The sequence below is a fragment of the Halomonas sp. THAF12 genome, assembly GCF_009363675.1.
GTDB classification, from domain to species: Bacteria; Pseudomonadota; Gammaproteobacteria; order Pseudomonadales; family Halomonadaceae; genus Halomonas; species Halomonas smyrnensis.
Map to the genome: position 1 here is coordinate 3,708,036 of NZ_CP045399.1, position 24,179 is coordinate 3,732,214.

Here is a 24,179-nt window from a genome sequence, read left to right on the forward strand (position 1 = left end):
CGCTCTGTCCTCATGACGTGGCTTCCTGGTAGCGCGGGCTTTCCGAACGAGTCGTGGCATTGCCTGGCGAGAAGCGATAGCCCAGCAGCCGCATGGCGTTCAGGGTCACCAGCACGGTGGCGCCGGTATCTGCCATCACCGCGATCCACATGCCGGTGATGCCCAGCGCCGTGGTCACCAGGAAAATGGCCTTCAGGCCCAGCGCCAGGGCGACGTTGGTCTTGACGTTGCGCAGCGTGGCCCGGGACAGGTCGATCAGCTCGGCGATGCCGCCGACGCGGTTCTTGAGCAGCGCCGCATCCGCGGTTTCCAGTGCCACATCCGTACCGCCGCCCATGGCGATGCCCACTTCGGCCGCGGCCAACGCCGGGGCGTCGTTGATACCGTCGCCCACCTTGCCGACCGGGCCGCGTCCGGCGGCCTGCCATTCCTGCACGCGCTGTGCCTTGTCCTCGGGCATCAGCTCGCCATGTGCCTCGATGCCCAGCGAGCCACCGATAGCCACCGCCGTGCGCGCATTGTCGCCGCTGAGCATCACCGCCTCGACGCCTAGGCGTGACAGGGCGGCGAGCCCCTCGATGGCATCTTCGCGCGGCTCATCGCGAACGGCGATCAGCCCCAGCGGACGCTCGCCTTCTATCAGCACGGCGAGGCTCTTGCCAGCCTCTTCCAGCTCGGCGACCCGGGCGGTCAGATCGTCATCGAGCGCGGCCTGCTCTGCCAGGTAGCGAGGCGTGACCAGACTCAGCTCACGCCCCTCGACCCGACCAGCGACACCTCGACCCGCCAGGGCTCGGTTGTCACTCGCCTGGGGTAACGACAGGCCCTGCTGCTGCGCATGGGCGAGGATGGCCGTGGCGATGGGGTGGCTGGAGTCACGCTCCATCGCGGCCGCCAGCCTCAGGATCTCTTGCGTGCCCTGGCCGCTGGCCCAGTCCTCCACGTCGGTGACCTTGGGGGTGCCGGCGGTGAGGGTGCCGGTCTTGTCCAACGCTACCGTTCGGAGCTTGCCCAACTGTTCAAGCACAGCGCCGCCCTTGATCAGCAGGCCCCGCCGGGCGCCCGCCGAGAGGCCGGCAGCGATCGCCGCGGGGGTCGAGATCACCAGGGCGCAGGGACAGGCGATCAACAGCAGGGCCAAGGCGCGATAGACCGATTCCGACCAGGCCATGGTCGAGACCAGCGGTGGCACCACCGCCATCAGGAGGGCGAGCCCCACCACCGCTGGCATGTAGTAGCGAGCGAAGCGGTCGATGAAGCGTGCCACGGGGGCCTTGGCAGCCTGGGCCTCCTCCACCAGGCGGATGACACGGGCGATGGTGTTGTCCTCGGCGCCGCGTGTTACCTCCACCTCCAGGGCGGCATCGAGGTTGACCGTGCCGGCAAAGACGTCATCGCCCGGTGCACGCGAGCGGGGCACCGACTCCCCGTTGATTGGTGACTCGTCCAGATCGGATTCGCCGGTCAGGATACGCCCATCGCAGGGCACACGGTCGCCCGGCCGCACCAGGACTCGCTGCCCGGGCGTGAGCGAGGCAGCCGAGACCTCTCGGGTATCCCCATCCTCCATCAGCCTCGCCGTGGACGGGGTCAGGTCCGCCAGGGCCGAGATGCTGCGCCGCGCCCGTGATGCGGCCACGCCTTCCAGCAATTCGCCCACGGCGAACAGGAAGACCACCACCGCCGCCTCGGCGGCGGCATCGATGGCCAGGGCGCCTAGGGCGGCGATGCTCATCAGCATCTCGATGGTGAAGGGGTTGCGCTGCTTCAGCGCGCCCCAGGCGGCCTGCACGATGGGCACCAGCCCCACCAGGGTGGCTGCGACGAAGGGCCAGTTGCCCAAGGCCGGCCAGGCCAGGCGGAGGACGAAAGCCAGTACCAGTAGACATCCGGTGACGAGCACCAGGCGCCCCTTGGCGGTCCGCCACCAGGAGGCCGATGTGGTGGCAGTGTCACTCGTCGCCTCCTCATCGACCAGGCGGTAGCCGAGCGTGTTGAGGGCTCGCTCGATCGCCTCTCGGGAAGGCGTCGTGCCTTGCCTGGGGTGGACCTTTACCGAGCCGGTGACCGAGCTGGCCGACACTTCCGCGATGCCATCCAGGCGGCCCAGCGCGGACTCGACCTTGCGCTCGCAGCCGCCGCAGTCCATGCCCTCGACGCGCAAGGAGAAGGCCGAGGAAGACGCCGGGTGCGTCGATTTGCCCATGGTGTGACTCCTTCGAATAATCTATCGTCTGGAGCATAAACCTTGGAGCGACTAGAGGTTCAAGCCATGTCCGGTGATACTACGTCAGCGCCTATCGATTGCCCCGCGCTAGGCATCGGTGAGCTGGCCCGACGCGCCGGCTGCAAGCCCGAAACGGTGCGCTACTACGAGAGCATCGGGCTACTTCGCGACGCCCCGCGCACCGAGGGCGGTCAGCGCCGCTACGGTGACGCAGCTGTCAAGCGGCTGACGTTCATTCGCCATGCCCGTGACTTCGGCTTCTCGGTGGAGGCGGTGCGTGAGCTGCTGGAGATGGCGGACCATCCGCAGATGCCCTGCCACGAGGTCGATGCCATCGCCAAGCATCACCTGGAAGAGGTCGAGTCACGTCTTCAGCGGCTCTCCGCACTACGTGAAGAGCTCAGGAGGATGGTGGGCCAATGTGCCGGCGGCAGGGTCGAGAACTGCCGGATCATCGAGGTGCTCGGTGACCATCGGCTCTGCCGGCGCAAGGCAGAGCATGGCGGGGCCGCCGACCTCCGATAACGCCGGCTGACTCTGCCGACCAGGCCTCGTCGGGCGACGGACTCAAGGGGAGACGAGCGCCGCCAGTTCGGGGGAAATCGAAGTCTCCATCACGCGCAGCAGGCGCGTTCGTGCCTCCACGAGCGCTGACATCTTGTCGTCACCCGACGTATTCTTCCCTCGAATGATCCGCTGTCCCTCTGCCAGAGGATCGATCGGACGATCATCCAGCCTGATCTCATAGTGAAGGTTGGGCCCCGTGGTCAGCCCCGTCGCCCCTACGGCACCGAGGTTATCCCCGGCCTCCACCCCATCACCGACCTCGAGCCCTTCGGCAAACTGGCTAAGATGCGTGTAGCGACTGACGGCACCGGAATCATGATCGATCTCGACGACACGCCCATAGCCGCCCCGCCAACCGATAAAGGTCACGCGGCCAGGGCCAGTCGCCACCACGGGCGTGCCTCTAGGAGCGGCAAGGTCGATTCCGTCATGCCGCCGAATGTCCCCATACACGGGATGGCGTCGATTGCCGAATGATGACGTCAGGCGTGCCCCCTCGACCGGGAAGCGCAAGACGCGCTGGAGTTCGCCATCCTGGAACAACATCACCATGCCTGGCTGATCCGCCGGCCAAACCAGCTCCAGGCGCCACCCAAGCCCACCAAATCCCGCATAGGTCAGGCGTGGTCGTCCCACCCGTGAACCATCCTGCCGCCGCCTCTCCTCCCATAGCAGTCGCAGTCGTTCTCCGTCCCTGACGTCATGACCGGTATCCAGGATGTCGCCCAGCAGGCTTTCGAGATCTGCAGCGAAATGTTTGGGCACCTCCGCCGCCGCCAACGAGGCAGATAGGGAAGTCTCGACCTCGACCTTGCGGGCGAACGCCAGGGTGTCGGCTCGTGGCCGCACCGTGCGCGCCTCCGGTCGTTGCCCCAGCGTCACGACGTGTCGGACACCCGACTCACGCTCGATGGCGACCGACACCGGTTTCCCAGCCGCCGATGAGGCCACCGATACGCGCTGACCGGGCTGCAGTCTGGTCGGATCGAACTCGCCTCTCATCGCCGCCACTACCGCGGCACGGGTCGCGACATCCAAACCAAGACGCCGCAGCAGGCGATCCAGGGTGTCGCCCGGAGCCACGGTGAGCCTCTGGGTGTTGCTATCGAGCGCTTGAGCAAGCCGAGGCAATGATAGTCCCCGTTCCACGGACGATTTCTCGACGGCTCGGGTCTTCACGGGTGACGATAAAACGCTCCCTCGCCAATTGGCTTCGGCCAGCATGGGGCCGATACCCATCAGCCCTACCAACAGCCACCACCCCTTCATGATGTCCCGCCATCGTCATTGGACAGCTCAGCGACTTGGCGCTGTACGGCGTCGACCAATTCCTGCATGCCGAAGGGAGCCAGCAATTCGCCGTTGACGAAGAAGGTCGGTGTCTGACTGATCTGATTGGCCTTGACGTCTTCCTTATCCTGCTCGAATACCGCCTGAATCTCGGGAGAGTCGAGTTGCTCCTGCGCCTGGGCGCTGTCCAGCCCGGCCTGGCTGGCGATCTCCAGGATGGCGGCTTCATCGAAGCTGCCGTGGGCCGCCCACTGGTTCTGGCGAGCCAGCAGTGCCTCCAGCACCGGCGCGAAGCGCCCCTGCAGCCTGGCGGCTTCCAGCACGCGAATGGCCGTTTCTGACACCTCGCCATGGAAGGGGGTATAGCGCACCACCAAGCGTACCTGGTCGGGGTAGGTGTCCAGGATTTTCTTGGTGAGCGGATAGAAGGCGCGACAGGCCTCACAGGCCGGATCGAAGAACTCGACGATGGTGACCGGCGCGTCATCGGGCCCCAGGATCGGCGAATGAGAGCGGACGAGGATGTTATCGGCCTCTCGACTCGCCGACTCCGATGCGGCTCCAACCAACGAGGGATTCGAAACGGCAACGATAATGGCCACCAGGACCAGCGCGCCCACCAAGATAACAGCCGCACGTCGTATCATCTTATTTCCTCACGAGATGACCGGATTAACCCACGAACCTCGGCGCGCAGCGAGGAGTTATTGTCAAATCTGGTGGATGACGGTCAGGCCGCATTCCTGTCTGACTGATCGGCTACCTGCTCCCCGTCCTGGAACTTGACGTTGCTGACGACCAGCTCCAACTTCTGGAAGTGCTTGATCCGCCTCCAGCGTTTCTGGGCGGTCTGGAGCAGTTTGAAGACCATCGCCAGGGTCGTGTCCCGAGAGCCGCAGTTCCGGCTGCGCTTGGTCCTCAGGCGGACCGTGGCGAAGGTCGACTCGATCGGGTTGGTGGTGCGGATGTGCACCCAATGCTCTGCCGGGAAGTCATAGAACGCCAGCAGCTCGTCCCGATCCTTGGCCAGGCATTCCATCGCCTGGGGGTATTTGGCGCCGAAGCGCTTCAGCGTGCGGTCGAAGGCCTGATGGGCCGCCTCGCGCGTCTCGGCCATCCAGATCTCGTGAAGGTCGGCCTTGATCTTGGGCTGCACCGACTTGGGCAGCTTGTTCAGCACATTGGCCGTCTTGTGGACCCAGCAACGTTGGTGCGCCGTGGTCGGATAGACCTTGCTCAGCGCCTTCCAGAAACCGAGCGCACCATCACCGATCGCCAGCCTGGGGGCCTCTGTCAGGCCACGCTCTCGCAGGCCCGTGAGCAGTTCTTTCCAACTGGCTTCCGACTCGCGATGGCCATCCTCGACGGCGACCAGTTCCTTGCGGCCATGCGCCGTGACGCCGATGATCACCAGCAGACAGAGGCGGTCATCCAACCGCACATTGCTGTAGACGCCATCGGCCCACCAGTACACATAGCGGCGGTCCGCCAGGTCCCGCTGACACCAGACCTTGTGCTCGTCGAGCCACTGGGCCTTCAGTCGCGAGACCGTGTTGGCCGACAGCCCCTTCGCCTGGTCACCCAGCAGGGCCGACAGGGCCTCCTGATAGTCGCCGGTGGAGACGCCCTTGAGATAGAGCCAGGGAATCAGCTCCTCGACGCTACGGGCCCGTTTCAAGTAGGGCGGCAACAGGGTGCTGTTGAAGCAGGCCTGGCCGCCACTTCGGTCCCGCACCTTGGGCACCTTGACGGTGACGTCACCGATGCCAGTCTGCACGGTGCGCTCCGGCAGATAGCCGTTGCGTACCACCGCCTGCCGACCGTCCTCCAGAGTCGTGTCGGCATACTGAGCCAGGAAGGTGGCCAACTCGGCCTCCACGGCCTTGGCGATCAGGTCTCGTGCCCCTTGGCGCAACAATTCGTGCAACGGGTCAGAGGTCTCGGGTTCTGGCTGCGACAGGGCTCGGAGAGTAGAATCGGTCATGGCGTATCCGCTCTTGTTGATTGAGATCTTGGTCGTGATCAATCAACAGGATACGCCACCCTTCCTACCTCCTCCCGTACACCAGAAATCACCATAGCTCCGCGCCACGTCGGCCGTGCCATAGCGACGGATACTGCCGGGAGGCCGCTCCAGCTCCAGCAATATCCCGCGTCGCTGGTAATAACGGATGGTCACGACATGGACGCCAGCTGCTCACGCCAGACCGCCGTTGGTCATGGTGTCCGTCACGCTAGCGGCATGTCGCTGCATGATGTTTGTATCCGTAGTTAGCTACGGGTGAGAGTGGTGCTCACGCACCTGCTCAGTTGGCAGGTGATCCGAGGCAACGGCTTTGCCGGACGCCTTGCGGAGATGCGCGGGAAGCAGGTGTTGAACCTGTACCAGCTAGAGCTTGTAAGCTTGACGCCTGCTTTTTTGGCGCCGTTCAGGCGTGTGGCCCTGGCCACTCGCTGCGGAGCTATGGTGATTTCTGGTGTACGGGAGGAGGTAGGAAGGGTGGCGTATCCTGTTGATTGATCACGACCAAGATCTCAATCAACAAGAGCGGATACGCCATGACCGATTCTACTCTCCGAGCCCTGTCGCAGCCAGAACCCGAGACCTCTGACCCGTTGCACGAATTGTTGCGCCAAGGGGCACGAGACCTGATCGCCAAGGCCGTGGAGGCCGAGTTGGCCACCTTCCTGGCTCAGTATGCCGACACGACTCTGGAGGACGGTCGGCAGGCGGTGGTACGCAACGGCTATCTGCCGGAGCGCACCGTGCAGACTGGCATCGGTGACGTCACCGTCAAGGTGCCCAAGGTGCGGGACCGAAGTGGCGGCCAGGCCTGCTTCAACAGCACCCTGTTGCCGCCCTACTTGAAACGGGCCCGTAGCGTCGAGGAGCTGATTCCCTGGCTCTATCTCAAGGGCGTCTCCACCGGCGACTATCAGGAGGCCCTGTCGGCCCTGCTGGGTGACCAGGCGAAGGGGCTGTCGGCCAACACGGTCTCGCGACTGAAGGCCCAGTGGCTCGACGAGCACAAGGTCTGGTGTCAGCGGGACCTGGCGGACCGCCGCTATGTGTACTGGTGGGCCGATGGCGTCTACAGCAATGTGCGGTTGGATGACCGCCTCTGTCTGCTGGTGATCATCGGCGTCACGGCGCATGGCCGCAAGGAACTGGTCGCCGTCGAGGATGGCCATCGCGAGTCGGAAGCCAGTTGGAAAGAACTGCTCACGGGCCTGCGAGAGCGTGGCCTGACAGAGGCCCCCAGGCTGGCGATCGGTGATGGTGCGCTCGGTTTCTGGAAGGCGCTGAGCAAGGTCTATCCGACCACGGCGCACCAACGTTGCTGGGTCCACAAGACGGCCAATGTGCTGAACAAGCTGCCCAAGTCGGTGCAGCCCAAGATCAAGGCCGACCTTCACGAGATCTGGATGGCCGAGACGCGCGAGGCGGCCCATCAGGCCTTCGACCGCACGCTGAAGCGCTTCGGCGCCAAATACCCCCAGGCGATGGAATGCCTGGCCAAGGATCGGGACGAGCTGCTGGCGTTCTATGACTTCCCGGCAGAGCATTGGGTGCACATCCGCACCACCAACCCGATCGAGTCGACCTTCGCCACGGTCCGCCTGAGGACCAAGCGCAGCCGGAACTGCGGCTCTCGGGACACGACCCTGGCGATGGTCTTCAAACTGCTCCAGACCGCCCAGAAACGCTGGAGGCGGATCAAGCACTTCCAGAAGTTGGAGCTGGTCGTCAGCAACGTCAAGTTCCAGGACGGGGAGCAGGTAGCCGATCAGTCAGACAGGAATGCGGCCTGACCGTCATCCACCAGATTTGACAATAACTCATGCCAGCCAGCCTTGATCGGTTGATCGATGATGTTGACCGGAGTGCCTTCGGGAACCCGCTCGAAGAGCGATTGAATGTCTTCGGGGAACATTCGGATACAGCCACGGCTGGCACGCATGCCGATGCCGTCTGGCCGGTTGGTGCCGTGGATGAGATAACCGTCGAAGCCGAGCAGGATCGCGTAGTCGCCGAGGGGGTTATCCGGCCCTGGGGGGACCACTGCGGGTGCCTCCTCGCCACGCGCCGCCGCTTCCTGTCGCACCGACTCGGGAGGGTACCAGGCTGGGTTCTCGATGCGCATGGTGGTCTCGGTCTTGCCAAGCGGGGTGTCGAAACCTTCACGACCGATGCCGATGGGGTAGGTCTCGACCCGCGGCGATTCGCCTTCCTCCACTTCCGGATAATAGTAGAGGCGGAGTTCGGCGAGGTTGATCACGATGCCCTCGCGGGGTACCGGCGGCAGCAGGCGCTGCGCTGGAATCAGTACTTCGATACCCTCCCCAGGCATCCAGACGCTGAGATCGGGATTTGCGCGACGAATCTCCTCGTAACCCAAATTATGCTCGCGGGCGAGATCGAGCAACGTCTCCCCGGTATCCGCTTCGACGGTGTAGTCCTGCCCAATGAGGTCGCCCCCCCCTGGGCAATGGGTACTGGCCCTTGGGCCAGTCGGATGGCACCTCAGCCGCCTGGAGGGCGGCACTCCCAGCGGCCAGCAGTACCATCGCAGCCTGCAGCCAACGCAGAGCCTGACTCACTCCTGTGAGGCCAGGCCAATCGTTGTCAATCTTCATGCCAAAAACCTCTGTGATCAGGGAGTCGATCTGTACCGATACCTGGAGGGGCGGGCCAAGTTCCCGGAGGTTCGCGATCTGGTTCGCGAACTTCTCAAGCTCGGAGAGCACGAAGCTATACAGCTGGCTCAGCAATCCAACCAGGCTCGAGACCAATAGCCATACAGCGGAAGATGCTCCCGGAATGACGAGCAGACAATACGGAGCCGAACATGATGGTGGATGGCATGGTCCCCGGCATCATGCTCTGCCAGTGCCCGTTCCCGAACGGCACGACGACATGCGCCAAGCAGCAAATGGTATATCCGACCGGGGTCAATGAGTATGCGAGTGATCATCGCCGGCCGGCGGTTCACGTTTTGACAGGAACAGCCTCTCCCCCACCAGGATAAGGCCCATCACCACGGCGGCGACGATCAATACCAGCGGATCGGAGGTAGCCTTCACCCAGACGAAGCCTCCCAGCACGACGATATCCAGCAGGATGGCAATGATCGGTATCGCGGGCCTGGCGCTGACCTTGTGCCTGAGGTGGCGAAATACCCCCCAGTGAATCGCGATGTCCATGATCAGGTAGAAGATGATGCCCAGCGCGGCGATGCGGCTGAGGTCGAAGAACGCGGTCAGCAGCAAGCCCAGCACGATCGTGTAGACCAGGGTGTGCTTCTGGATACTGCCGGGCATATGAAAATGGCGGTGAGGCACCAGCCGCATCTCGGTCAGCATGGCCAGCATGCGGGATACGGCGAAGACACTGGCGATGATACCACCCGCCGTCGCCAGCATCGCCAGGATGACGGTAAACCAGACCGCCGCCTCGCCCAGTGCCGGCCTGGCGGCAGCCGCCAGGGAATAATCCTGGGTCTTGATGATCTCCTGGAGTGACAGGTTGCTGGCGACGGCGAAGCCCACCAGCGCGTAGATCACCACGCACAGAGCGATCGAGATCATGATCGCCCTGCCTACATTGCGGTGGGGGTCCTTGAGCTCCGACCCACTGTTGGTAATGGTGGTGAACCCCTTGAAGGCCAGGATACCCAGGGCCGTGGCCCCCAGAAAGCCTGACAGGGAAGCCTGGGGCGCTGTTGATGATGACACGTCCATCTTCAGCGAGTCGGCGACGAAGACCCCGACCACGCCGAACACGACGATTCCCCCGATCTTGATGACACCCAGCACGGAGGCGACTCCCTCGATCAGCCGATTGGCCGACAGGTTGATCAGGAAGGCCGCCAACAGCAGCCCTACCCCCAGTAACGGCACCAGCAGGGAGCGGTTCTCGACGTCGAACAGCTGCAGGGTATAGGACCCGAAGGTTCTGGCCAGAAAGCTCTGGGCGATCACCATGGAACAGTACATCAGCAAGGCATGAAAGGCGGTCGGCAATGTCGAGCCATAGGCCTTCTGCAGATACATGCCGATCCCCCCGGCGGAGGGGTAGGTGCTGGACATTCGGACATAGGAGTAGGCACTGAAGGAGACGATCACGGCCGCCGACAGAAACGCCAGGGGGAACAGCCACCCCGTCATCTGTGCCATCTGGCCGGTCAGGGCGAAGATACCGGCCCCGATCATGACCCCCGTGCCTAGGGCAACCGCGCCCGCCAGGGTCAGGCTACCCTCCTCGTATTCGGGTGCACGATCCGAGGAGTCGTTCATCCCTGCCTCCGTTTCCTCAAAGAATGAGTTGTTTCAGCGGCATCCAGAGCCCCATGCCCATCATGACTAGGTTCTCGGTCAAGGAGACGAAGCCCAGGGGCACGTTGCTGTTGCCACCCACGCAGGCGCACTTGAGCTCCCGCTTGTCGATATAGACGGCCTTGAAGACCGACACGGCCCCTACCGTGCCGATGAACAGCGCCAGTGGCGCCGCGAGCCAGATCAGGGCCCCCGCCAGCATCAGGATACCGGCCAGGGTCTCGGCGAAGGGGTAGACGTAGCCGTAAGGCACATGTCTCTGGGCGAGCAGGTCATAGTTGAGAAACATGGTGCTGAAGCTCTCGATATCCTGCAGCTTCTGGAGCCCCAGCAGGGTCATGGCGGTGGCGACCGCATATTCCGGCATACGCAGAGACACGAGCGTGCCGCTGGCCGCCCAGCTCACCGCCAGGCCGATCAGCAAGGATGTCGCGAAGATGGCGATGACCGGCTGATAGGTGGTCTCCTTCTCGCCGGGCACGCTCATGCCCAGGTGGGCGCGAACCTCCTCATAGCCCCCCACGCGCTCCTCGCCGATGTAGACCTGAGGCGTGGTATCGACACCGGCCTGCTCCTTGAACGCCTCGATCGCCTCCCGCGAGGTGAGGGTGTGATCATCGACTCGATAGCCCTTGCGCTTGAGAAGATCCACGGTCTTCAGGCCAAACGGGCAGAGGTGCTCTTCCGTCTTCATACGGTAGACACGGGCCGTCTTGTGCGGTGCAGCAGACGCCGACGCAACGCTACTCATAGGCTTTCACCTCCTTCAGTGCCTGAAAGGCATTCGCGAATGTGGCATTCACAGCCAAGCACTTCGGCCATGACCCTGATAAAGTCAATAGGCTAGAACCATTGTGCAACCCAAAGGTCAAGCTGCCTGCTTTGACAAGGTTGCGCAGTCGAACGGTTGCGGTGACCGGTACGAGTGATGAGTTGTCACCCATAGAAGGCTAACAGCATTATATATAGAGCCTGACGAATATTTAGGGCGCATAGTCGACGGACTCGATAGTTCCGCATCGTCCTAATAGGTCGATTTACCCTCATTCTCACCGGCCAGTGGATGATCCGCTAGGCGGGCAGGTAATGAGCGACGTGGTGGAGCGTGGAACCGAGCCAGGGCGAGAGGTTCTCGGTGTCCAGCACCAGCGACATGCGGTAGTAGATCGCCTTGAATATGCCGCGGACTGGCTCGGCGAGAGTGGTACAGCCTGATTTACCGTCAGGCCGCCCGCTCCTATGCGATCCAGAAACTTCATCTGTATCAGCCCCTCTCAAGCCGGTAGGATCTCCTTCCAGTGCCAGGAGCAGGGAGCTGAGTCCAGCTTCCTCGCCGAAGGTCGGCAGCGTCTCGAACACGAACTGCAGGTACTCGTAGGGCAAGAGGCTACTGGTCTCGGCCGTCTCGATCAGGCTGTAGAGAGCCGCGCTTGACCGCGCATCGCTCTGAGTGAGGTTGAACAGCCAGTACTCTCGACCCACCACGAAGGGATGGCGATTGGGAGTCATCAGCCAACCGGGTAGTATACCGGGTAGTCCCTCATGAAAATTCACCACTCACATTCTTCAAGCAATTGATTAATAATATATTTTTTAAGAAAATCAACCTTAAGATCCAGAACATCGAGTGAGGCGACACCGCGCCCGCCCTCCGGGCCTCTTCGCTTCCTAACGACATCTGCGTTATACTTTTGTAGTAATTTTACGCGACCCTGACTCCGTCAGGGTCTTTTTTATTTCCCGAGGTCTACCATGTCGACACCCTCTGCCGGCGCCACCGCGCGCCACCCCCGCCTGGCCGAGCTCGCGCTGGCCCTCGGCGGCTTCGGCATCGGCACCAGCGAGTTCGTGATCATGGGCCTGCTGGAGCGGGTCGCCGGCGATCTTCAGGTCGCCGCCGCCGATGTCGGCTACGCCATCTCCAGCTACGCCCTGGGCGTGGTGGTCGGCGCACCGCTGATCTCCGCGCTGGCCGCCCGGGTGCCGCGCCGCACCCTGCTGATCGTGCTGATGCTGGTGTTCGCCGTCGGCAACGTCGCCAGCGCCATGGCCACCTCGTTCTGGCCGTTCGTCGGGCTGCGCTTCCTGGCCGGCCTGCCCCACGGCGCCTACTTCGGCGTTGCCGCATTGGTCGCGGCCGCCGCGGTGCCCATCGAGCAGCGTGCCCAGGCGGTCAGCCGGGTGATGCTGGGCCTGACCACCGCCATCCTGGTCGGCGCGCCGCTGGCCACCTGGGCCGGCCAGTGGCTGGGCTGGCAGAGCGCCTTCCTCGGCGTCGGCGCCATCGCCCTGACCACCGCCGCGCTGATCCGCCTGTGGGTGCCGAGCCAGGCGCCCGATCCCCATGCCAGCCCCAAGCGCGAGCTCACCGCGCTGGCCAAGCAGCGCGTGCTGTTCACCCTGGGCGTGGCCAGCATCGGCTTCGGCGGCATGTTCGCGGTGTTCAGCTACGTGGTGCCGACCCTCTCCGCTCAGGCCGGCATGCGCGAAGCCATCGGGCCCTGGGTGCTGACGATCTTCGGCGTCGGCACCATCGTCGGCAACCTGGTCGGCGCACGGCTGGCCGACAAGCATCTGCTCAAGGCCATCCCCCGCATCCTGGTGTGGTGCCTGGTGGTGCAGGCCGGCTTCTTCTTCGCCGCCAACCATCTGATCGCCGGCCTGCTGTTCGTCGGCCTGGTGGGCACCAGCATGGCGCTGGGGCCGGCGCTGCAGACCCGGCTGATGGACGTCGCCGGCGATGCCCAGACCATGGCCGCCTCGATGAACCACGCCGCCTTCAACTGCGCCAACGCCCTGGGCGCCTGGCTGGCCGCGGTGGTGATCAAGGGCGGCGCGCCCTGGTCGTCCAGCGGCCTGGTCGGCGCCGTGCTGGCCCTCGGCGGGCTGGCGATGTTCTTCACCGGCCGCTATCTGGAGCGCCGCGAGATCAGGGCCGCCGCGGCCTGAGGCCAAGGCTGGGGCACGGGCACGAAGTGTGCGATACTTCGCGCCCTCCTCCGCAGCCGTCGATATCGCAGGACCCGCCATGCCCCAAGGTACGCTCTTCATCGTCTCCGCCCCCTCCGGCGCCGGCAAGACCAGCCTGGTACGAGAGCTGATCGAACGCCTCGACGGCATCCAGGTCTCGGTGTCGCACACCACCCGGCCGCGCCGCGAAGGCGAGGTTGACGGCGTGAACTATCACTTCGTCGACCGGGCCGAGTTCGAGCGCATGATCGCCGAGGGCGACTTCTTCGAGCATGCCCGGGTGTTCGACAACTACTACGGCACCTCGCGGCGCGCCGTGGAGGAACTGCTGGCCGCCGGCCAGGACGTGATCCTGGAGATCGACTGGCAGGGCGCCCGTCAGGTCCGCGAGCAGCTGCCCCAGGCGGTCTCGATCTTCATCCTGCCGCCCTCGCGGGAGGAGCTGGAGCGTCGCCTGTCCGGCCGCGGCACCGACGAGCACGCCGTGATCGCCGGGCGCATGCGCGAGGCGGTCAGCGAGATGTCGCACTATGACGAGTACGACTACGTGGTGATCAACGACGACTTCACCACCGCCGAGCGCGAGCTTCAGTCGCTGGTCATCGCCCGGCGCCTGAGCGCCGAACGCACCCGCGAACGCCACGCGCCGCTGCTGGCCGCGCTGCTCTCCTGAGCGCGGCCGCGGCGCTTGTCAGGCGAGCCGGGCGTCGAGTAATCTAACCCCTCTATTCATCGGTGAATCCCCGGGGCGCAGCGGCGCCGGCCGGGGCTTCGCCCGTCAGCATTCAGGAAGGCATCCATGGCGCGTGTTACCGTCGAAGACTGTCTGGAAAACGTCGAAAATCGCTTCAAGCTGGTGATGATCTCCACCCAGCGCGCTCGCCAGCTGGCCCGCGGCTCCCGCGATGCCCTGCTGCCCTGGGAAAACGACAAGCCCACCGTGATGGCGCTGCGCGAGATCGCCGACGGCCTGGTCGACTCCAGCGTGCTGGACGAGCCGATCGAAGCCGCCCCGGCGCGTCCGCGCCCCGAAGGCGAACCGGGCATCCCCGCCGAGGAGTGATGCCGGCGTCGCCGCCATCCGCACGGCCATCACGTAACCTTCAGGGCACGCCGCATGTTCACCATCGATGACCTGGCCGACCGCCTCGGCGGCTACCTCCCCCAGGACGAGATCCAGCAGGTCAAGCGTGCCTTCTACTACGCCGAGCAGGCCCACGACGGCCAGCGCCGTCGCTCCGGCGAGCCCTATGTGACCCATCCCCTGGCGGTGGCCAACATCCTGGCCAACATGCACATGGACCATCAGAGCCTGATGGCCGCCATGCTGCATGACGTCATCGAGGACACCGGCGTTTCCAAGCAGGCCCTGGGCGCACAGTTCGGCGAGGCCGTGGCGGAGCTGGTCGACGGCGTCTCGAAGCTGACCCAGATCACCTTCGAGGACAAGGCCGTCGCCCAGGCCGAGAACTTCCAGAAGATGGTGATGGCGATGTCCCGGGACATCCGGGTGATCATCGTCAAGCTGGCCGACCGGCTGCACAACATGCGCACCCTGGGCGCGCTGCGCCCGGAGAAGAAGCGCCGCATCGCCCGCGAGACGCTGGAGATCTACGCCCGCATCGCCAACCGGCTGGGCATCAACACCATCCGCGTCGAGCTCGAGGACCTCTCGTTCCAGGCCATCCACCCGATGCGGGCCGAGCGTATCAAGCGCGCCGTGGCCAGCGCCCGCGGCCACCGCCGCTCGGCGATCCGCCAGGTCCAGGACACCCTGCAGAACAGCCTCGACGAGGAAGGCCTGAGCGGCTCGGTGATGGGCCGTCAGAAGCACCTGCTGTCGATCTACAAGAAGATGCGCGACCAGAAGAAGTCGTTCGCCGAGATCATGGACGTGTTCGGCTTCCGCATCATCACCGACGACGTCGACAGCTGCTATCGCATCCTCGGCATGGTGCACAACCTCTACAAGCCGGTGCCCGGACGCTTCAAGGACTACATCGCCATCCCCAAGGCCAACGGCTACCAGAGCCTGCATACCACGCTGTTCGGCAGCGGCGGCATGCCCATCGAGGTGCAGATCCGCACCCGCGAGATGGAGGCCATGGCCAACAACGGCATCGCCGCCCACTGGCTGTACAAGGCCGGCCAGACCGATCATCCGATCGCCGAGGGCAGCCACGCCCGGGCCCGCTCCTGGATCAAGGGGCTGCTCGAGATGCAGCGCCACGCCGGGGATTCGCTGGAGTTCATCGAGCACGTCAAGAACGACCTGTTCCCGGACGATATCTACGTGTTCACGCCCAAGGGCGACATCATGGAGCTGCCCCAGGGCGCCACGGTGATCGACTTCGCCTACAGCGTGCACACCGACATCGGCAACAGCTGCATCGCCTGCCGCATCGACCGCCATCTGGCACCGCTCTCCACCCGGCTCGAGAGCGGCCAGACGCTGGAGATCATCACCGCCCCTGCCGCCAGGCCCAGCCTGGCCTGGCTCAACGTGGTGGTCACCGCCAAGGCGCGCTCGGCCATTCGCCACGCGCTCAAGCACCAGCAGCACACCGAGGCCGTGCAGCTCGGCCGCCGCCTGCTCAACAAGGCGCTGGCGGAGTTCGAGACCAGCCTCGAGGAGCTGCCCGGCGGGCCGATGGCCACGCTGCTGGCCGAGCTCGAACTGAAGAGTCAGGACGCCCTGCTGGAATCGATCGGCCTCGGCGCCCGGGTCGCCCACGTGGCCGCCCGACGCCTGGTCGACCTGCATCACGGCGAGCAGCTGCCGACCGTGGAGAGCTCGCCCCAGGAGGGGCCGATCGTGATCAGCGGCGCCGAGGGCATGGTGATCAAGTTCGCCCGCTGCTGCCATCCGCTGCCCGGCGACCCGGTCATCGGCCACCTCTCGGTGGGCAAGGGCATCGTCGTCCACCGCACCGAGTGCCGCAACCTGGCCGAGCTCAAGAGCGACCCGGACAAGCTGTTCGCCCTCGAGTGGTCCGATCAGGCCGACGAAGATTTCCCGGTGCCGCTGCGCCTGGAGATCGAGAGCCGCCGCGGGCTGGTGGCGGAGCTGGCCAGCCTGGTCACCGACGCCGAAGCCAACATCGAGCGCATCGGTATCGAGGAGCGCGACGCCCGGCTGTCGATCGTCAACCTGACCCTGTCGGTGCGCAACCGCGTGCACCTGGCGCGCATCATCAAGCGCCTGCGCAACCTGTCCCACGTCGGCAAGATCACCCGCCTGGGCAATTGAGTCTCAGCGCCCCCGTCCGTCGCGGTCGCGGCGGACGGGGGCGCTGTCATTGGACACCCCCATCATCGCCAACAACACATGGAGCACACCATGAGCAACAAGGCCGTCATCAACACCGACCAGGCACCCGCCGCCATCGGCCCCTACTCCCAGGCCATCAAGGCCGGCAACACCGTCTACATGTCCGGCCAGATCCCGCTGGACCCGGCCACCATGGAGATTGTCTCCGACGACTTCGAGGCCCAGGCCCGTCAGGTCTTCGCCAACCTGAAGGCCGTGGCCGAGGAAGCCGCCGGCGGCCTCAAGGACGTGGTCAAGCTGAACCTCTACCTGGTGGACCTGGACAACTTCGCCATCGTCAACGGCATCATGGAAGAGTTCTTCGACGCGCCCTACCCGGCCCGCGCCGCCGTCGGCGTCAAGGCCCTGCCCAAGGGCAGCCAGGTCGAGGCGGAAGCCGTGCTGGTCATCGGCGACTGATAGCGCTACCCCGGCCAAGAACAGAGCAAGGCCGGCGACAAGCCCCGGAGTGCCGGACCATCGCGAGGGCGCTGTGAACCCATCCCTGGCGTAGGACCCTCGCTACACCTTGCCGCCGGCCATCAGACTCTCGAGGCCGGGCACGCTGTCTGACGCACCATGCGCCTGTTTCTGGCCCTGGTACCGCCGCCGGCCCTGCGCCGGCGGCTCGGCGTTCTGGCCGATACCGCCCAGTCCCGCTGCGGCGGCCGGCGCATGCCGGACGACAGCGTTCACCTCACGCTCGCCTTCCTCGGCGAGCAGCCCGACGCCCGGGCCACGGCCATCGCCGACTGGCTGACGCGTTTCACCCTGCTTCCCGGCCGCTGGCGACTCGACCGCTGGGGCCAGTTCCGCCGTCCGGGCATCGTCTGGGTCGGCGGCGCCGAGCCCGATCCGGCACTCGTCGGCCTGCAGCACCAGCTGTGGGAGGGGCTCGAGCGGCTCGGCGTCGAGGGGCGCCCCGAGCGCTTCGTGCCGCATGTCACCCTGCTGCGCCGGGCCGCAAGGCCGCCCGGCCAGGACCTGCCGGCCGTGTCGCTGGACTGGACGTATTCGCGCATCGAGTTGATCCGCTCGACCGTCACCCCGCGGGGCAGCCACTATGCGTGCCTGGCCCGCACGCCCGGGCCGCACCCGGGCGTGTCGGCCGACGGCCGGGGGGAGGAGGGGCGCTAGGTGGTGGCCTCGGGCAGGTAGCCGCCCTCGCGCAGCACCTGCAGATAGCCCTCGCGGAAGGTGGGGAAGCGGAAGCGATAGCCGCTCTCGATCAGGCGGGCGTTGTCGCAGCGCTTGCTGGCCCGGCGGCGCAGCGGCGACTGGATGGTCTCGGTGGCCTCTACCTTGAGCTGCTTGGCCAGCCAGGCCATCACCTCGTGGAGCGGCGCCGGCTCGCAGTCGCTGGCCAGATACAGCTCATGCAGCGACTCGCCGGCCTGCGCCCGCCCGATGAGATGGGCCAGCACCCCGGCGCAGTCGTCGCGATGGATGCGGTTGGAGTACATCGGCGGCGTGGCGGCGGCGATGCGCCCCTCGCCGACCTGGCGGATCAGGCGGTCGCGCCCCGGGCCGTAGATGCCGGAGAAGCGCACCACCGTGCCCGGCAGGTCGTGATCGATCAGCGCCTGCTCGGCCTCGCGCATCAGCGCGCCGGAGAAGCCGCCCGGCTCGGTGGGGCTTGCCTCGTCCACCGTCTCGCCGCCCTGCTGGGCGTAGACGCTGGTGGAGGAGACGAAAAAGACGTGCTTCGGCGGGTGCCGGCGGGCGCCGAACTCGGCCAGCACCGCCTTGAGCCCGTCCGGATAGGCCGCCCGATAGGCCTCCTCCTCGAAGCGGTCGGCGCTGACCACGTAGACCAGCACCTCCGCGTCCGGCAGCTCGGCCAGCGCCGCGGCGTCGCCGAGATCCGCCGACACCGCCTTCAGGCCGCTGTCGGCCAGCTTGGCGGCATCGCGGCGCACCCCGATGACCTTGTGGCCGTCCGCCTTGAGCTCCCGGCCCAGCGTCGTGCCGATATCACCACAACCCAGAATCAGCGTCGTTGTCTTCACCTTTCCCTCGCCCCCTGATAAAAAGTCCCTATGACGACCTCGGGGTGCCCTATGGGTGGGGCCCGCGACACATCGACAATCGAGGAAGCCCCGGCACCGAAATGACTCTAACAGAACTCCGTTACATCGTAACCCTGGCCCAGGAACGCCACTTCGGCCGCGCCGCCGAACACTGCTTCGTGTCCCAGCCGACCCTCTCGGTGGCGGTCAAGAAGCTGGAGGAAGAACTGGGCGTGGCACTGTTCGAGCGTTCCAAGTCCACCGTACAGGTCACGCCGCTGGGCGAGAAGATCGTCGAGCAGGCCCAGCGCGTGCTGGAACAGAGCAGCGTGATCAAGGAGCTCGCCAGCGCCGGCCGCGACCAGCTGGCCAGCCCGCTGCGCATCGGTGCCATCTATACCGTCGGCCCCTACCTGTTCCCGCACCTGATCCCGGAGCTGACCCGCCGCGCGCCGCAGATGCCGCTCTACATCGAGGAGGGCTTCACCGGCGAGCTGCGACGCAAGCTGCGCAGCGGCGAGCTCGACGCCATCATCGTCGCGCTGCCCTTCACCGAGACCGACGTGGTCACCAAGCCCCTCTACGAGGAGGCCTTCGACGTGCTGATGCCGGCCGACCACGCCTGGGCCGAGCGCGAGAGCATCGACAAGGAGAACCTGCTGCAGGAGCGCCTGCTGCTGCTCGGCGAGGGCCACTGCTTCCGCGACCAGATCCTCGAGGCCTGCCCGGCGATCAGCCAGAAGCTCAACAGCCCCAACAACACCCTGACCGCCGAGGGCGGCTCGCTGGAGACCATCCGCCACATGGTCGCCTCGCGGCTCGGCATCACCGTGCTGCCGCGCTCGGCGATCGGCACCGGCCACTACGAGAGCGGCCTGCTCACCAGCCGACCCTTCACGCCGCCCGGCCCCGGGCGCACCGTGGCCATCGCCTGGCGCGCCAGCTTCCCGCGGCCCCAGGCCATCGACGCGGTGACCGACGCCATCGCCCACTGCCGCGCGGCCACGACCGAGCCGGCATGAGCGGCCTCGACGCCCCCGTCACGGACCTCAAGGGCGTCGGCGAGGCGCTGGCCCAGAAGCTGGGCCGCCTGCGCATCGATGCCGTCGCCGACCTGCTGTTCCACCTGCCGCTGCGCTACCAGGACCGCACCCGCATCACCCCCGTCGCCGGCCTCCGCTCCGGCGACGAGGCCGTGGTCGAGGGCGAGGTGATGGCCGCCGACGTGGTGCGCGGCCGGCGCCGCAGCCTGCTGGTGCGGCTGCGCGACGGCTCCGGCATCCTCAGCCTGCGCTTCTTCCACTTCTCGCCGGCCCAGCAGCAGCAGTTCCGTCCCGGCGCCCGGGTGCGCGCCTTCGGCGAGGCCCGGGCCGGCGCCACCGGGCTCGAGATCTACCACCCGGAATATCGCCTGATCGGCGAGGGCGCGCCGGCGGTGGAGGACCACCTCACGCCCATCTACCCGACCACCGAGGGGCTGCACCAGACGCGCCTGCGGGCGCTGATCGACCAGGCCCTGGCCCGGCTCGCCCAGGCCCCCGCGGCGCTGCCGGAATGGCTGCCCGAGTCGCTGCGCCACCAGTACGCCCTGCCCGAGCTGCATGACTGCCTGCGCGAGCTGCACCATCCGCCGCCGGAGGCCGACCCGGATGCGCTGGCCGAGGGCCGCCACCCGGCCGCGCGCCGACTGGCCCTGGAGGAGCTCTTGGCCCACCGGCTGAGCCTGCGCGAGGTACGCCTGCGCATCCAGGAGGACGGCGCGCCGGCGCTGTCCGACGGCCGCGGCCTGCAGGCCCGCTTCCTGACCCAGCTGCCCTTCTCGCTGACCGGCGCCCAGCGCCGGGTGCTCGACGAGATCCGCGCCGACCTGGCCGAGGAGCGGCCCATGCTGCGCCTGGTGCAGGGCGACGTGGGCTCGGGCAAGACCGTGGTCGCCGCCATGGCGGCGCTGTCCGCCATCGCCGGCGGCTGCCAGGCGGCCATGATGGCGCCCACCGAGATCCTCGCCGAGCAGCACTATCGGGCCTTCAAGGCCTGGTTCGAGCCGCTCGGCATCGAGGTGGCCTGGCTGGCGGGCAAGCTCAAGGGCAAGGCGCGGCTCGACGCCAAGGCGGCGATCCACGACGGCCGGGCGCAGATGGTGGTCGGCACCCATGCGCTGTTCCAGGGCGATGTCCACTTCCAGCGCCTGGGCCTGGCGATCATCGACGAGCAGCACCGCTTCGGCGTCCACCAGCGCCTGGCGCTGCGCGAGAAGGGCGAGGCCGGCGGCCTGACGCCCCACCAGATGGTGATGACCGCCACGCCGATCCCGCGCACCCTGGCGATGAGCGCCTACGCCGACCTGGACGTCTCGGTGATCGACGAGCTGCCGCCCGGGCGTACCCCGGTGAAGACGGTGGTGGTGCCCGACGAGCGCCGCCCCGAGGTGGTCGAGCGCATCCGCCACGCCTGCGCCGAGGGCCGCCAGGCCTACTGGGTCTGCACCCTGATCGAGGAGTCCGAGGCGCTGCAGTGCCAGGCCGCCGAGGCCAGCCGCGACGAGCTGGTCGAGGCGCTGCCGGAGCTCGCCGTGGGCCTGGTCCACGGCCGCATGAAGGCCACCGAGAAGGCCGAGGTGATGGCCGCCTTCAAGGCCGGCGAGCTGGACCTGCTGGTGGCCACCACGGTGATCGAGGTCGGCGTCGACGTGCCCAATGCCAGCCTGATGATCATCGAGAACCCCGAGCGGCTGGGCCTCTCCCAGCTGCACCAGCTGCGCGGCCGGGTCGGGCGCGGGGCCACCGCGAGCTTCTGCGTGCTGCTCTATCACCCGCCGCTGTCGGATCACTCGCGCAAGCGGCTGACGGTGATGCGCGAGACCAACGACGGCTTCCGCATCGCCGAGCAGGACCTGGAGATCCGCGGCCCCGGCGAGGTGCTGGGCACCCGCCAGACCGGCCTGGCACAGATGAAGATCGCCGATCTGGAACGCGACGCCGACCTGCTGCCGCGCATCTCGCCGCTGGCCGAGGCGCTGCTGGCCGAGCACCCCGAGGCCAGCCGGCCGCTGATCCGCCGCTGGCTGGGCGAGGAAGCCGGGCGCTACGGGCAGGTCTGACAGCGGCAAGCGGCAAGCGGCAAGCGGCAAGCGGCAAGCGGCAAGCGGCAAGCGGCAAGCGGCAAGCGGCAAGCGGCAAGCGGCAAGCTGCAAGCTGCAAGCTGCAAGCTGCAAGCTGCAAGCTGCAAGCTGCAAGCTGCAAGCCAGCAGCGTGAAATCGCCGGAAGCAAAAGAAAACCCCGAGGGTGGAAGCCTTCGGGGTTTCTTGTCGCTCGGCGCTTGTGGCTCGGCGCTACAGGTGCTTGAGCAGGCCCTGCAGGCGGTCGAGGTCCCTGGCGTCGCCGACCAGCCGAACGCGGCCGGCCATCATGCCGTCGAGGAAGGCCTTCTGGGTCGGCTTCCTGAGCACCCGGAGCGCCGTGTCCGCGTCCTCGAAGCGCAGCTCCAGGTCGAGATCCACCGGCAGGCCACTGCCGGTCTCGATGCCCCGGGGCGTCATCCGGTAGTGGCGGGCGATGGCGAGATCCTCGGTGCCGATGCCCCAGTCGAGGCGTTTCAGGTCACCCAGGCGATCGCGAAAGGCGGGCTTGCGCCGCAGCGCACGCTTGAGCAGCACGCCGAGCACCCACAGCATCAAGCGTAGCTTCATCGGTACACCGTTGGCCGGAAAGCGGAAATGAGGGGATGAGGCCGCGCGGCCCGGGGATCGAGCCGCGCGTCGCGCCTTATTTGGCGACGGCGTCCTTGAGGCCCTTGCCGGGCTTGAAGGCCACGGTCTTGCTGGCCGGGATGGTCAGGGATTCGCCGGTCTGGGGGTTCTTGCCGGTGCGGGCGGCACGCTCGCGCACGGTGAAGGTACCGAAACCGATCAGCGAGACATCCTTGCCGTCGGACACGCTGCCGGTGATCTCGTCGAGAATGACGTTCAGCACCTGGCTGGCCTTGTCCTTGGACAGATCGGCACGCTCGGCGATCGCCGCGGCGAGTTCTGGTTTGCGCATACAGCCCTCCTGGTTTGACATCCTGCCGATGATCCCATCGGCCGCGTTGTTGTTCGCGCTGATTCATGCACCACCCGCCTGCCATGCCATGTGAGGCAGACGCATGACGCCGTGTGGCAACGCCGCTGCCGGGTCCGGAACTCCGGGGGCGCCGTCGTTGACGTCACTAGCCTAGCAACGGCGGTGCAGCGCGCGCCAGTTCGACTTTCCGACGCACGCAGGCGCCTGTCAACGCAAATCCGATCAAACGTCCGTCTTCATCCTCGGCCAGGGCGGTCAGATCCGCCCCCTCGCCCTCGATGCGCCAGCGGGCGGGCGCACGGGTCGGCGGCAGCGAGACCACCGGCAGCAGCGGCGTCTTCACCAGCACCGGCCAGGGGCCGTAGCGCACCTCGGTGGGCGTGCCGGCAAGCGTCGCCGCCAGCGCCTTGGCCCCGGCCTGCAGCGGCTGGACGTACATGGCATTGACGCCATCGACGCAGGCCACGTCGCCCAGCGCATGGATGCCGGGCGCCGAGGTCGAAAGCCGGCGATCGACGAGGATGCCGGCCGGCCCCACGGCCAGCCCCGCGGCCTCGGCCAGGGCGCTGCGCGGCCGCAGCCCGGTGGCCACCAGCACCAGATCGGCCTCGAGGGCGGTGCCGTCGTCCAGGCCCAGCGCCACCCGCTCGCCCTCGGGCGAGAGCGCGTCGACCGTGCGCCCGGTGTGCAGGGCGATGCCCGCCTCGACGAAGGCCTCGCCCAGCGCCCGGCCCAGCGGCTCGGGCAGCAGCCGCGGCAGCGGCGCCGCCTCCGGGGCGATCAGCTCGACCGCATGGCCGCCGGCGGCCAGGTCGTTGGCGAACTCGCAGCCCACCAGGCCGATGCCGACCACGGCGACCCGGGCCGGGCGGCCCAGCGCCGCCAGGGCGGCGTGGAAGGCGCGGTAGTCGTCGAGGTCGTTGACGGTATGGACCCGGCCGGCCAGCGCCTCGGGAATGGCGAAGGGCGGCGCCGGCGCCGCGCCGGTGGCCAGCACCAGCTCGCCCCAGGGCAGCCGCTCGGCGCCGAGGGCCAGGGTGCGCGCGGCCGGATCGATGGCCTCGACCCGGGTGTGCGTGCGCATCGTCACGCCGAGCCGGTCGGCCGCCTCCAGGGCGCTGCACGAGGCCAGGCGATCCGGCGGCAGGCGCTTGGCGAAGCCGGTGGAGAGCAGCGGCTTGGAGTAGTCCTCGCCGCCGTCGGCGGTGATCAGGGTGATGGGGCGCTCGGGCTGCCGGGTCCGGACCTGGCGCGCCAGGCCCAGCCCGGCCATGCCGGAGCCGATGATGGTCAGGGGTGCGCTCATGGGGCTCCTCGCTGCAGGGGGCGCGACGGGCCGCCATGGTACACTAGCCGCCCCTTGCATTGGACGCGGAGTCGCGCAGTGAATCACGCACCGGCCCTTTCG

21 protein-coding genes and 2 pseudogenes are annotated in these 24,179 nt (G+C 66.8%); 10 read left to right on the forward strand and 13 right to left on the reverse strand.

From position 1 onward, the window contains the following. Positions 1-10 precede the first annotated feature (10 nt). Complete coding sequence (locus tag FIU88_RS17290; protein ID WP_152480020.1) at positions 11-2,206, reverse strand: heavy metal translocating P-type ATPase; 2,196 nt, start codon at positions 2,204-2,206, stop codon at positions 11-13. A gap of 66 nt (positions 2,207-2,272) precedes the next feature. On the opposite strand from FIU88_RS17290, the gene FIU88_RS17295 reads away from it, so the two are divergent. After that, positions 2,273-2,752: a helix-turn-helix domain-containing protein gene (locus tag FIU88_RS17295; RefSeq protein ID WP_152480021.1), complete on the forward strand. Its 480-nt coding sequence runs from the start codon at positions 2,273-2,275 to the stop codon at positions 2,750-2,752. A gap of 42 nt (positions 2,753-2,794) precedes the next feature. On the opposite strand, the gene FIU88_RS17300 is transcribed toward FIU88_RS17295, so the two are convergent. The 4 genes and pseudogenes from FIU88_RS17300 to FIU88_RS17315 form a co-directional block, all read right to left on the reverse strand. Then, entirely contained in the window at positions 2,795-4,018 is a 1,224-nt protein-coding gene (locus tag FIU88_RS17300; protein ID WP_172977735.1) for a M23 family metallopeptidase, read from the reverse strand. Between the two features lie 41 nt (positions 4,019-4,059). Further along, positions 4,060-4,731: a thioredoxin domain-containing protein gene (locus FIU88_RS17305; protein WP_152480023.1), complete on the reverse strand. Its 672-nt coding sequence runs from the start codon at positions 4,729-4,731 to the stop codon at positions 4,060-4,062. An 83-nt stretch (positions 4,732-4,814) separates the two neighbouring features. After that, a complete protein-coding gene (locus tag FIU88_RS17310) occupies positions 4,815-6,068 on the reverse strand; it encodes an IS256 family transposase (protein WP_152478300.1) in 1,254 nt (417 codons plus the stop codon). A 99-nt stretch (positions 6,069-6,167) separates the two neighbouring features. Continuing rightward, positions 6,168-6,338: pseudogene (locus FIU88_RS17315) on the reverse strand (MerR family DNA-binding transcriptional regulator); the annotation flags it as partial. A 305-nt stretch (positions 6,339-6,643) separates the two neighbouring features. Between FIU88_RS17315 and FIU88_RS17320 the strand changes: the two are divergent. Next, complete coding sequence (locus FIU88_RS17320) at positions 6,644-7,897, forward strand: IS256 family transposase (RefSeq protein ID WP_152478300.1); 1,254 nt, start codon at positions 6,644-6,646, stop codon at positions 7,895-7,897. A gap of 32 nt (positions 7,898-7,929) precedes the next feature. Here FIU88_RS17320 and FIU88_RS17325 read toward each other — a convergent pair. The 4 genes and pseudogenes from FIU88_RS17325 to FIU88_RS17340 all read right to left on the reverse strand — a co-directional run. Further along, positions 7,930-8,653, reverse strand: a pseudogene (locus tag FIU88_RS17325) (L,D-transpeptidase family protein); the annotation flags it as partial. Positions 8,654-9,037: 384 nt separating this feature from the next. Beyond that, positions 9,038-10,381: an APC family permease gene (locus FIU88_RS17330; RefSeq protein WP_152480024.1), complete on the reverse strand. Its 1,344-nt coding sequence runs from the start codon at positions 10,379-10,381 to the stop codon at positions 9,038-9,040. A gap of 16 nt (positions 10,382-10,397) precedes the next feature. Then, positions 10,398-11,171, reverse strand: coding sequence for a glutaredoxin (locus tag FIU88_RS17335; protein WP_152480025.1), 774 nt, complete (start codon positions 11,169-11,171; stop codon positions 10,398-10,400). A gap of 320 nt (positions 11,172-11,491) precedes the next feature. Beyond that, positions 11,492-11,929 carry a hypothetical protein gene (locus FIU88_RS17340; protein WP_152480026.1) on the reverse strand — a complete coding sequence of 146 codons (438 nt, stop codon included), beginning with the start codon at positions 11,927-11,929 and terminating at the stop codon, positions 11,492-11,494. A 243-nt stretch (positions 11,930-12,172) separates the two neighbouring features. Between FIU88_RS17340 and FIU88_RS17345 the strand changes: the two genes are divergently transcribed. The 6 genes from FIU88_RS17345 (at position 12,173) to thpR (ending at position 17,837) form a co-directional block, all read left to right on the forward strand. After that, complete coding sequence (locus FIU88_RS17345; RefSeq protein WP_016855919.1) at positions 12,173-13,369, forward strand: MFS transporter; 1,197 nt, start codon at positions 12,173-12,175, stop codon at positions 13,367-13,369. A 79-nt stretch (positions 13,370-13,448) separates the two neighbouring features. Next, a complete protein-coding gene (gene gmk, locus FIU88_RS17350) occupies positions 13,449-14,063 on the forward strand; it encodes a guanylate kinase (RefSeq protein WP_152480027.1) in 615 nt (204 codons plus the stop codon). A 126-nt stretch (positions 14,064-14,189) separates the two neighbouring features. Further along, the gene (rpoZ, locus tag FIU88_RS17355; protein WP_016855921.1) at positions 14,190-14,453 is read left to right on the forward strand and encodes a DNA-directed RNA polymerase subunit omega; all 264 of its coding nucleotides are present in this window, start codon (positions 14,190-14,192) and stop codon (positions 14,451-14,453) included. Positions 14,454-14,507: 54 nt separating this feature from the next. Continuing rightward, positions 14,508-16,640, forward strand: coding sequence for a bifunctional (p)ppGpp synthetase/guanosine-3',5'-bis(diphosphate) 3'-pyrophosphohydrolase (locus tag FIU88_RS17360; RefSeq protein WP_016855922.1), 2,133 nt, complete (start codon positions 14,508-14,510; stop codon positions 16,638-16,640). 90 nt (positions 16,641-16,730) lie between these two features. Then, entirely contained in the window at positions 16,731-17,120 is a 390-nt protein-coding gene (locus FIU88_RS17365) for a RidA family protein (protein WP_016855923.1), read from the forward strand. A 159-nt stretch (positions 17,121-17,279) separates the two neighbouring features. Continuing rightward, the gene (gene thpR / locus FIU88_RS17370) at positions 17,280-17,837 is read left to right on the forward strand and encodes an RNA 2',3'-cyclic phosphodiesterase (RefSeq protein WP_152480028.1); all 558 of its coding nucleotides are present in this window, start codon (positions 17,280-17,282) and stop codon (positions 17,835-17,837) included. Here the strand turns inward: thpR and FIU88_RS17375 are convergent. Continuing rightward, positions 17,834-18,709, reverse strand: a complete 876-nt coding sequence (locus tag FIU88_RS17375; RefSeq protein ID WP_152480029.1) for an SDR family oxidoreductase — start codon at positions 18,707-18,709, stop codon at positions 17,834-17,836. The genes thpR and FIU88_RS17375 overlap by 4 nt on opposite strands. A 101-nt stretch (positions 18,710-18,810) precedes the next feature. Here FIU88_RS17375 and FIU88_RS17380 point away from each other — a divergent pair, with 101 nt between their 5' ends. Both FIU88_RS17380 and recG read left to right on the forward strand, forming a co-directional pair. Beyond that, a complete protein-coding gene (locus tag FIU88_RS17380) occupies positions 18,811-19,731 on the forward strand; it encodes a hydrogen peroxide-inducible genes activator (protein ID WP_016855926.1) in 921 nt (306 codons plus the stop codon). Continuing rightward, a complete protein-coding gene (gene recG / locus FIU88_RS17385) occupies positions 19,728-21,809 on the forward strand; it encodes an ATP-dependent DNA helicase RecG (protein ID WP_152480030.1) in 2,082 nt (693 codons plus the stop codon). The genes FIU88_RS17380 and recG overlap by 4 nt, the downstream gene beginning before the upstream one ends. 232 nt (positions 21,810-22,041) lie before the next feature. Here recG and FIU88_RS17390 read toward each other — a convergent pair whose 3' ends face one another. The 3 genes from FIU88_RS17390 to FIU88_RS17400 form a co-directional block, all read right to left on the reverse strand. Further along, on the reverse strand, positions 22,042-22,398 hold the full coding sequence (locus FIU88_RS17390; RefSeq protein ID WP_016855928.1) for a hypothetical protein: 357 nt from the start codon (positions 22,396-22,398) through the stop codon (positions 22,042-22,044). Positions 22,399-22,474: 76 nt separating this feature from the next. Beyond that, complete coding sequence (locus FIU88_RS17395; RefSeq protein ID WP_016855929.1) at positions 22,475-22,750, reverse strand: HU family DNA-binding protein; 276 nt, start codon at positions 22,748-22,750, stop codon at positions 22,475-22,477. Between the two features lie 166 nt (positions 22,751-22,916). Beyond that, the gene (locus FIU88_RS17400) at positions 22,917-24,077 is read right to left on the reverse strand and encodes an NAD(P)/FAD-dependent oxidoreductase (RefSeq protein ID WP_152480031.1); all 1,161 of its coding nucleotides are present in this window, start codon (positions 24,075-24,077) and stop codon (positions 22,917-22,919) included. Positions 24,078-24,179 lie beyond the last annotated feature (102 nt).

Coding starts and splice junctions, on each gene's coding strand:
- FIU88_RS17305 (WP_152480023.1), bottom strand. CDS start 4,731: ATGATACGACGTGCGGCTGTTATCTTGGTGGGCGCGCTGGTCCTGGTG.
- FIU88_RS17290 (WP_152480020.1), bottom strand. CDS start 2,206: ATGGGCAAATCGACGCACCCGGCGTCTTCCTCGGCCTTCTCCTTGCGC.
- gmk (WP_152480027.1), top strand. CDS start 13,449: ATGCCCCAAGGTACGCTCTTCATCGTCTCCGCCCCCTCCGGCGCCGGC.
- FIU88_RS17330 (WP_152480024.1), bottom strand. CDS start 10,381: ATGAACGACTCCTCGGATCGTGCACCCGAATACGAGGAGGGTAGCCTG.
- FIU88_RS17300 (WP_172977735.1), bottom strand. CDS start 4,018: ATGCTGGCCGAAGCCAATTGGCGAGGGAGCGTTTTATCGTCACCCGTG.
- FIU88_RS17335 (WP_152480025.1), bottom strand. CDS start 11,171: ATGAGTAGCGTTGCGTCGGCGTCTGCTGCACCGCACAAGACGGCCCGT.
- FIU88_RS17380 (WP_016855926.1), top strand. CDS start 18,811: ATGACTCTAACAGAACTCCGTTACATCGTAACCCTGGCCCAGGAACGC.
- rpoZ (WP_016855921.1), top strand. CDS start 14,190: ATGGCGCGTGTTACCGTCGAAGACTGTCTGGAAAACGTCGAAAATCGC.
- FIU88_RS17400 (WP_152480031.1), bottom strand. CDS start 24,077: ATGAGCGCACCCCTGACCATCATCGGCTCCGGCATGGCCGGGCTGGGC.
- FIU88_RS17390 (WP_016855928.1), bottom strand. CDS start 22,398: ATGAAGCTACGCTTGATGCTGTGGGTGCTCGGCGTGCTGCTCAAGCGT.
- FIU88_RS17340 (WP_152480026.1), bottom strand. CDS start 11,929: ATGACTCCCAATCGCCATCCCTTCGTGGTGGGTCGAGAGTACTGGCTG.
- FIU88_RS17395 (WP_016855929.1), bottom strand. CDS start 22,750: ATGCGCAAACCAGAACTCGCCGCGGCGATCGCCGAGCGTGCCGATCTG.
- FIU88_RS17345 (WP_016855919.1), top strand. CDS start 12,173: ATGTCGACACCCTCTGCCGGCGCCACCGCGCGCCACCCCCGCCTGGCC.
- recG (WP_152480030.1), top strand. CDS start 19,728: ATGAGCGGCCTCGACGCCCCCGTCACGGACCTCAAGGGCGTCGGCGAG.
- FIU88_RS17295 (WP_152480021.1), top strand. CDS start 2,273: ATGTCCGGTGATACTACGTCAGCGCCTATCGATTGCCCCGCGCTAGGC.
- FIU88_RS17365 (WP_016855923.1), top strand. CDS start 16,731: ATGAGCAACAAGGCCGTCATCAACACCGACCAGGCACCCGCCGCCATC.
- FIU88_RS17310 (WP_152478300.1), bottom strand. CDS start 6,068: ATGACCGATTCTACTCTCCGAGCCCTGTCGCAGCCAGAACCCGAGACC.
- FIU88_RS17360 (WP_016855922.1), top strand. CDS start 14,508: ATGTTCACCATCGATGACCTGGCCGACCGCCTCGGCGGCTACCTCCCC.
- thpR (WP_152480028.1), top strand. CDS start 17,280: ATGCGCCTGTTTCTGGCCCTGGTACCGCCGCCGGCCCTGCGCCGGCGG.
- FIU88_RS17320 (WP_152478300.1), top strand. CDS start 6,644: ATGACCGATTCTACTCTCCGAGCCCTGTCGCAGCCAGAACCCGAGACC.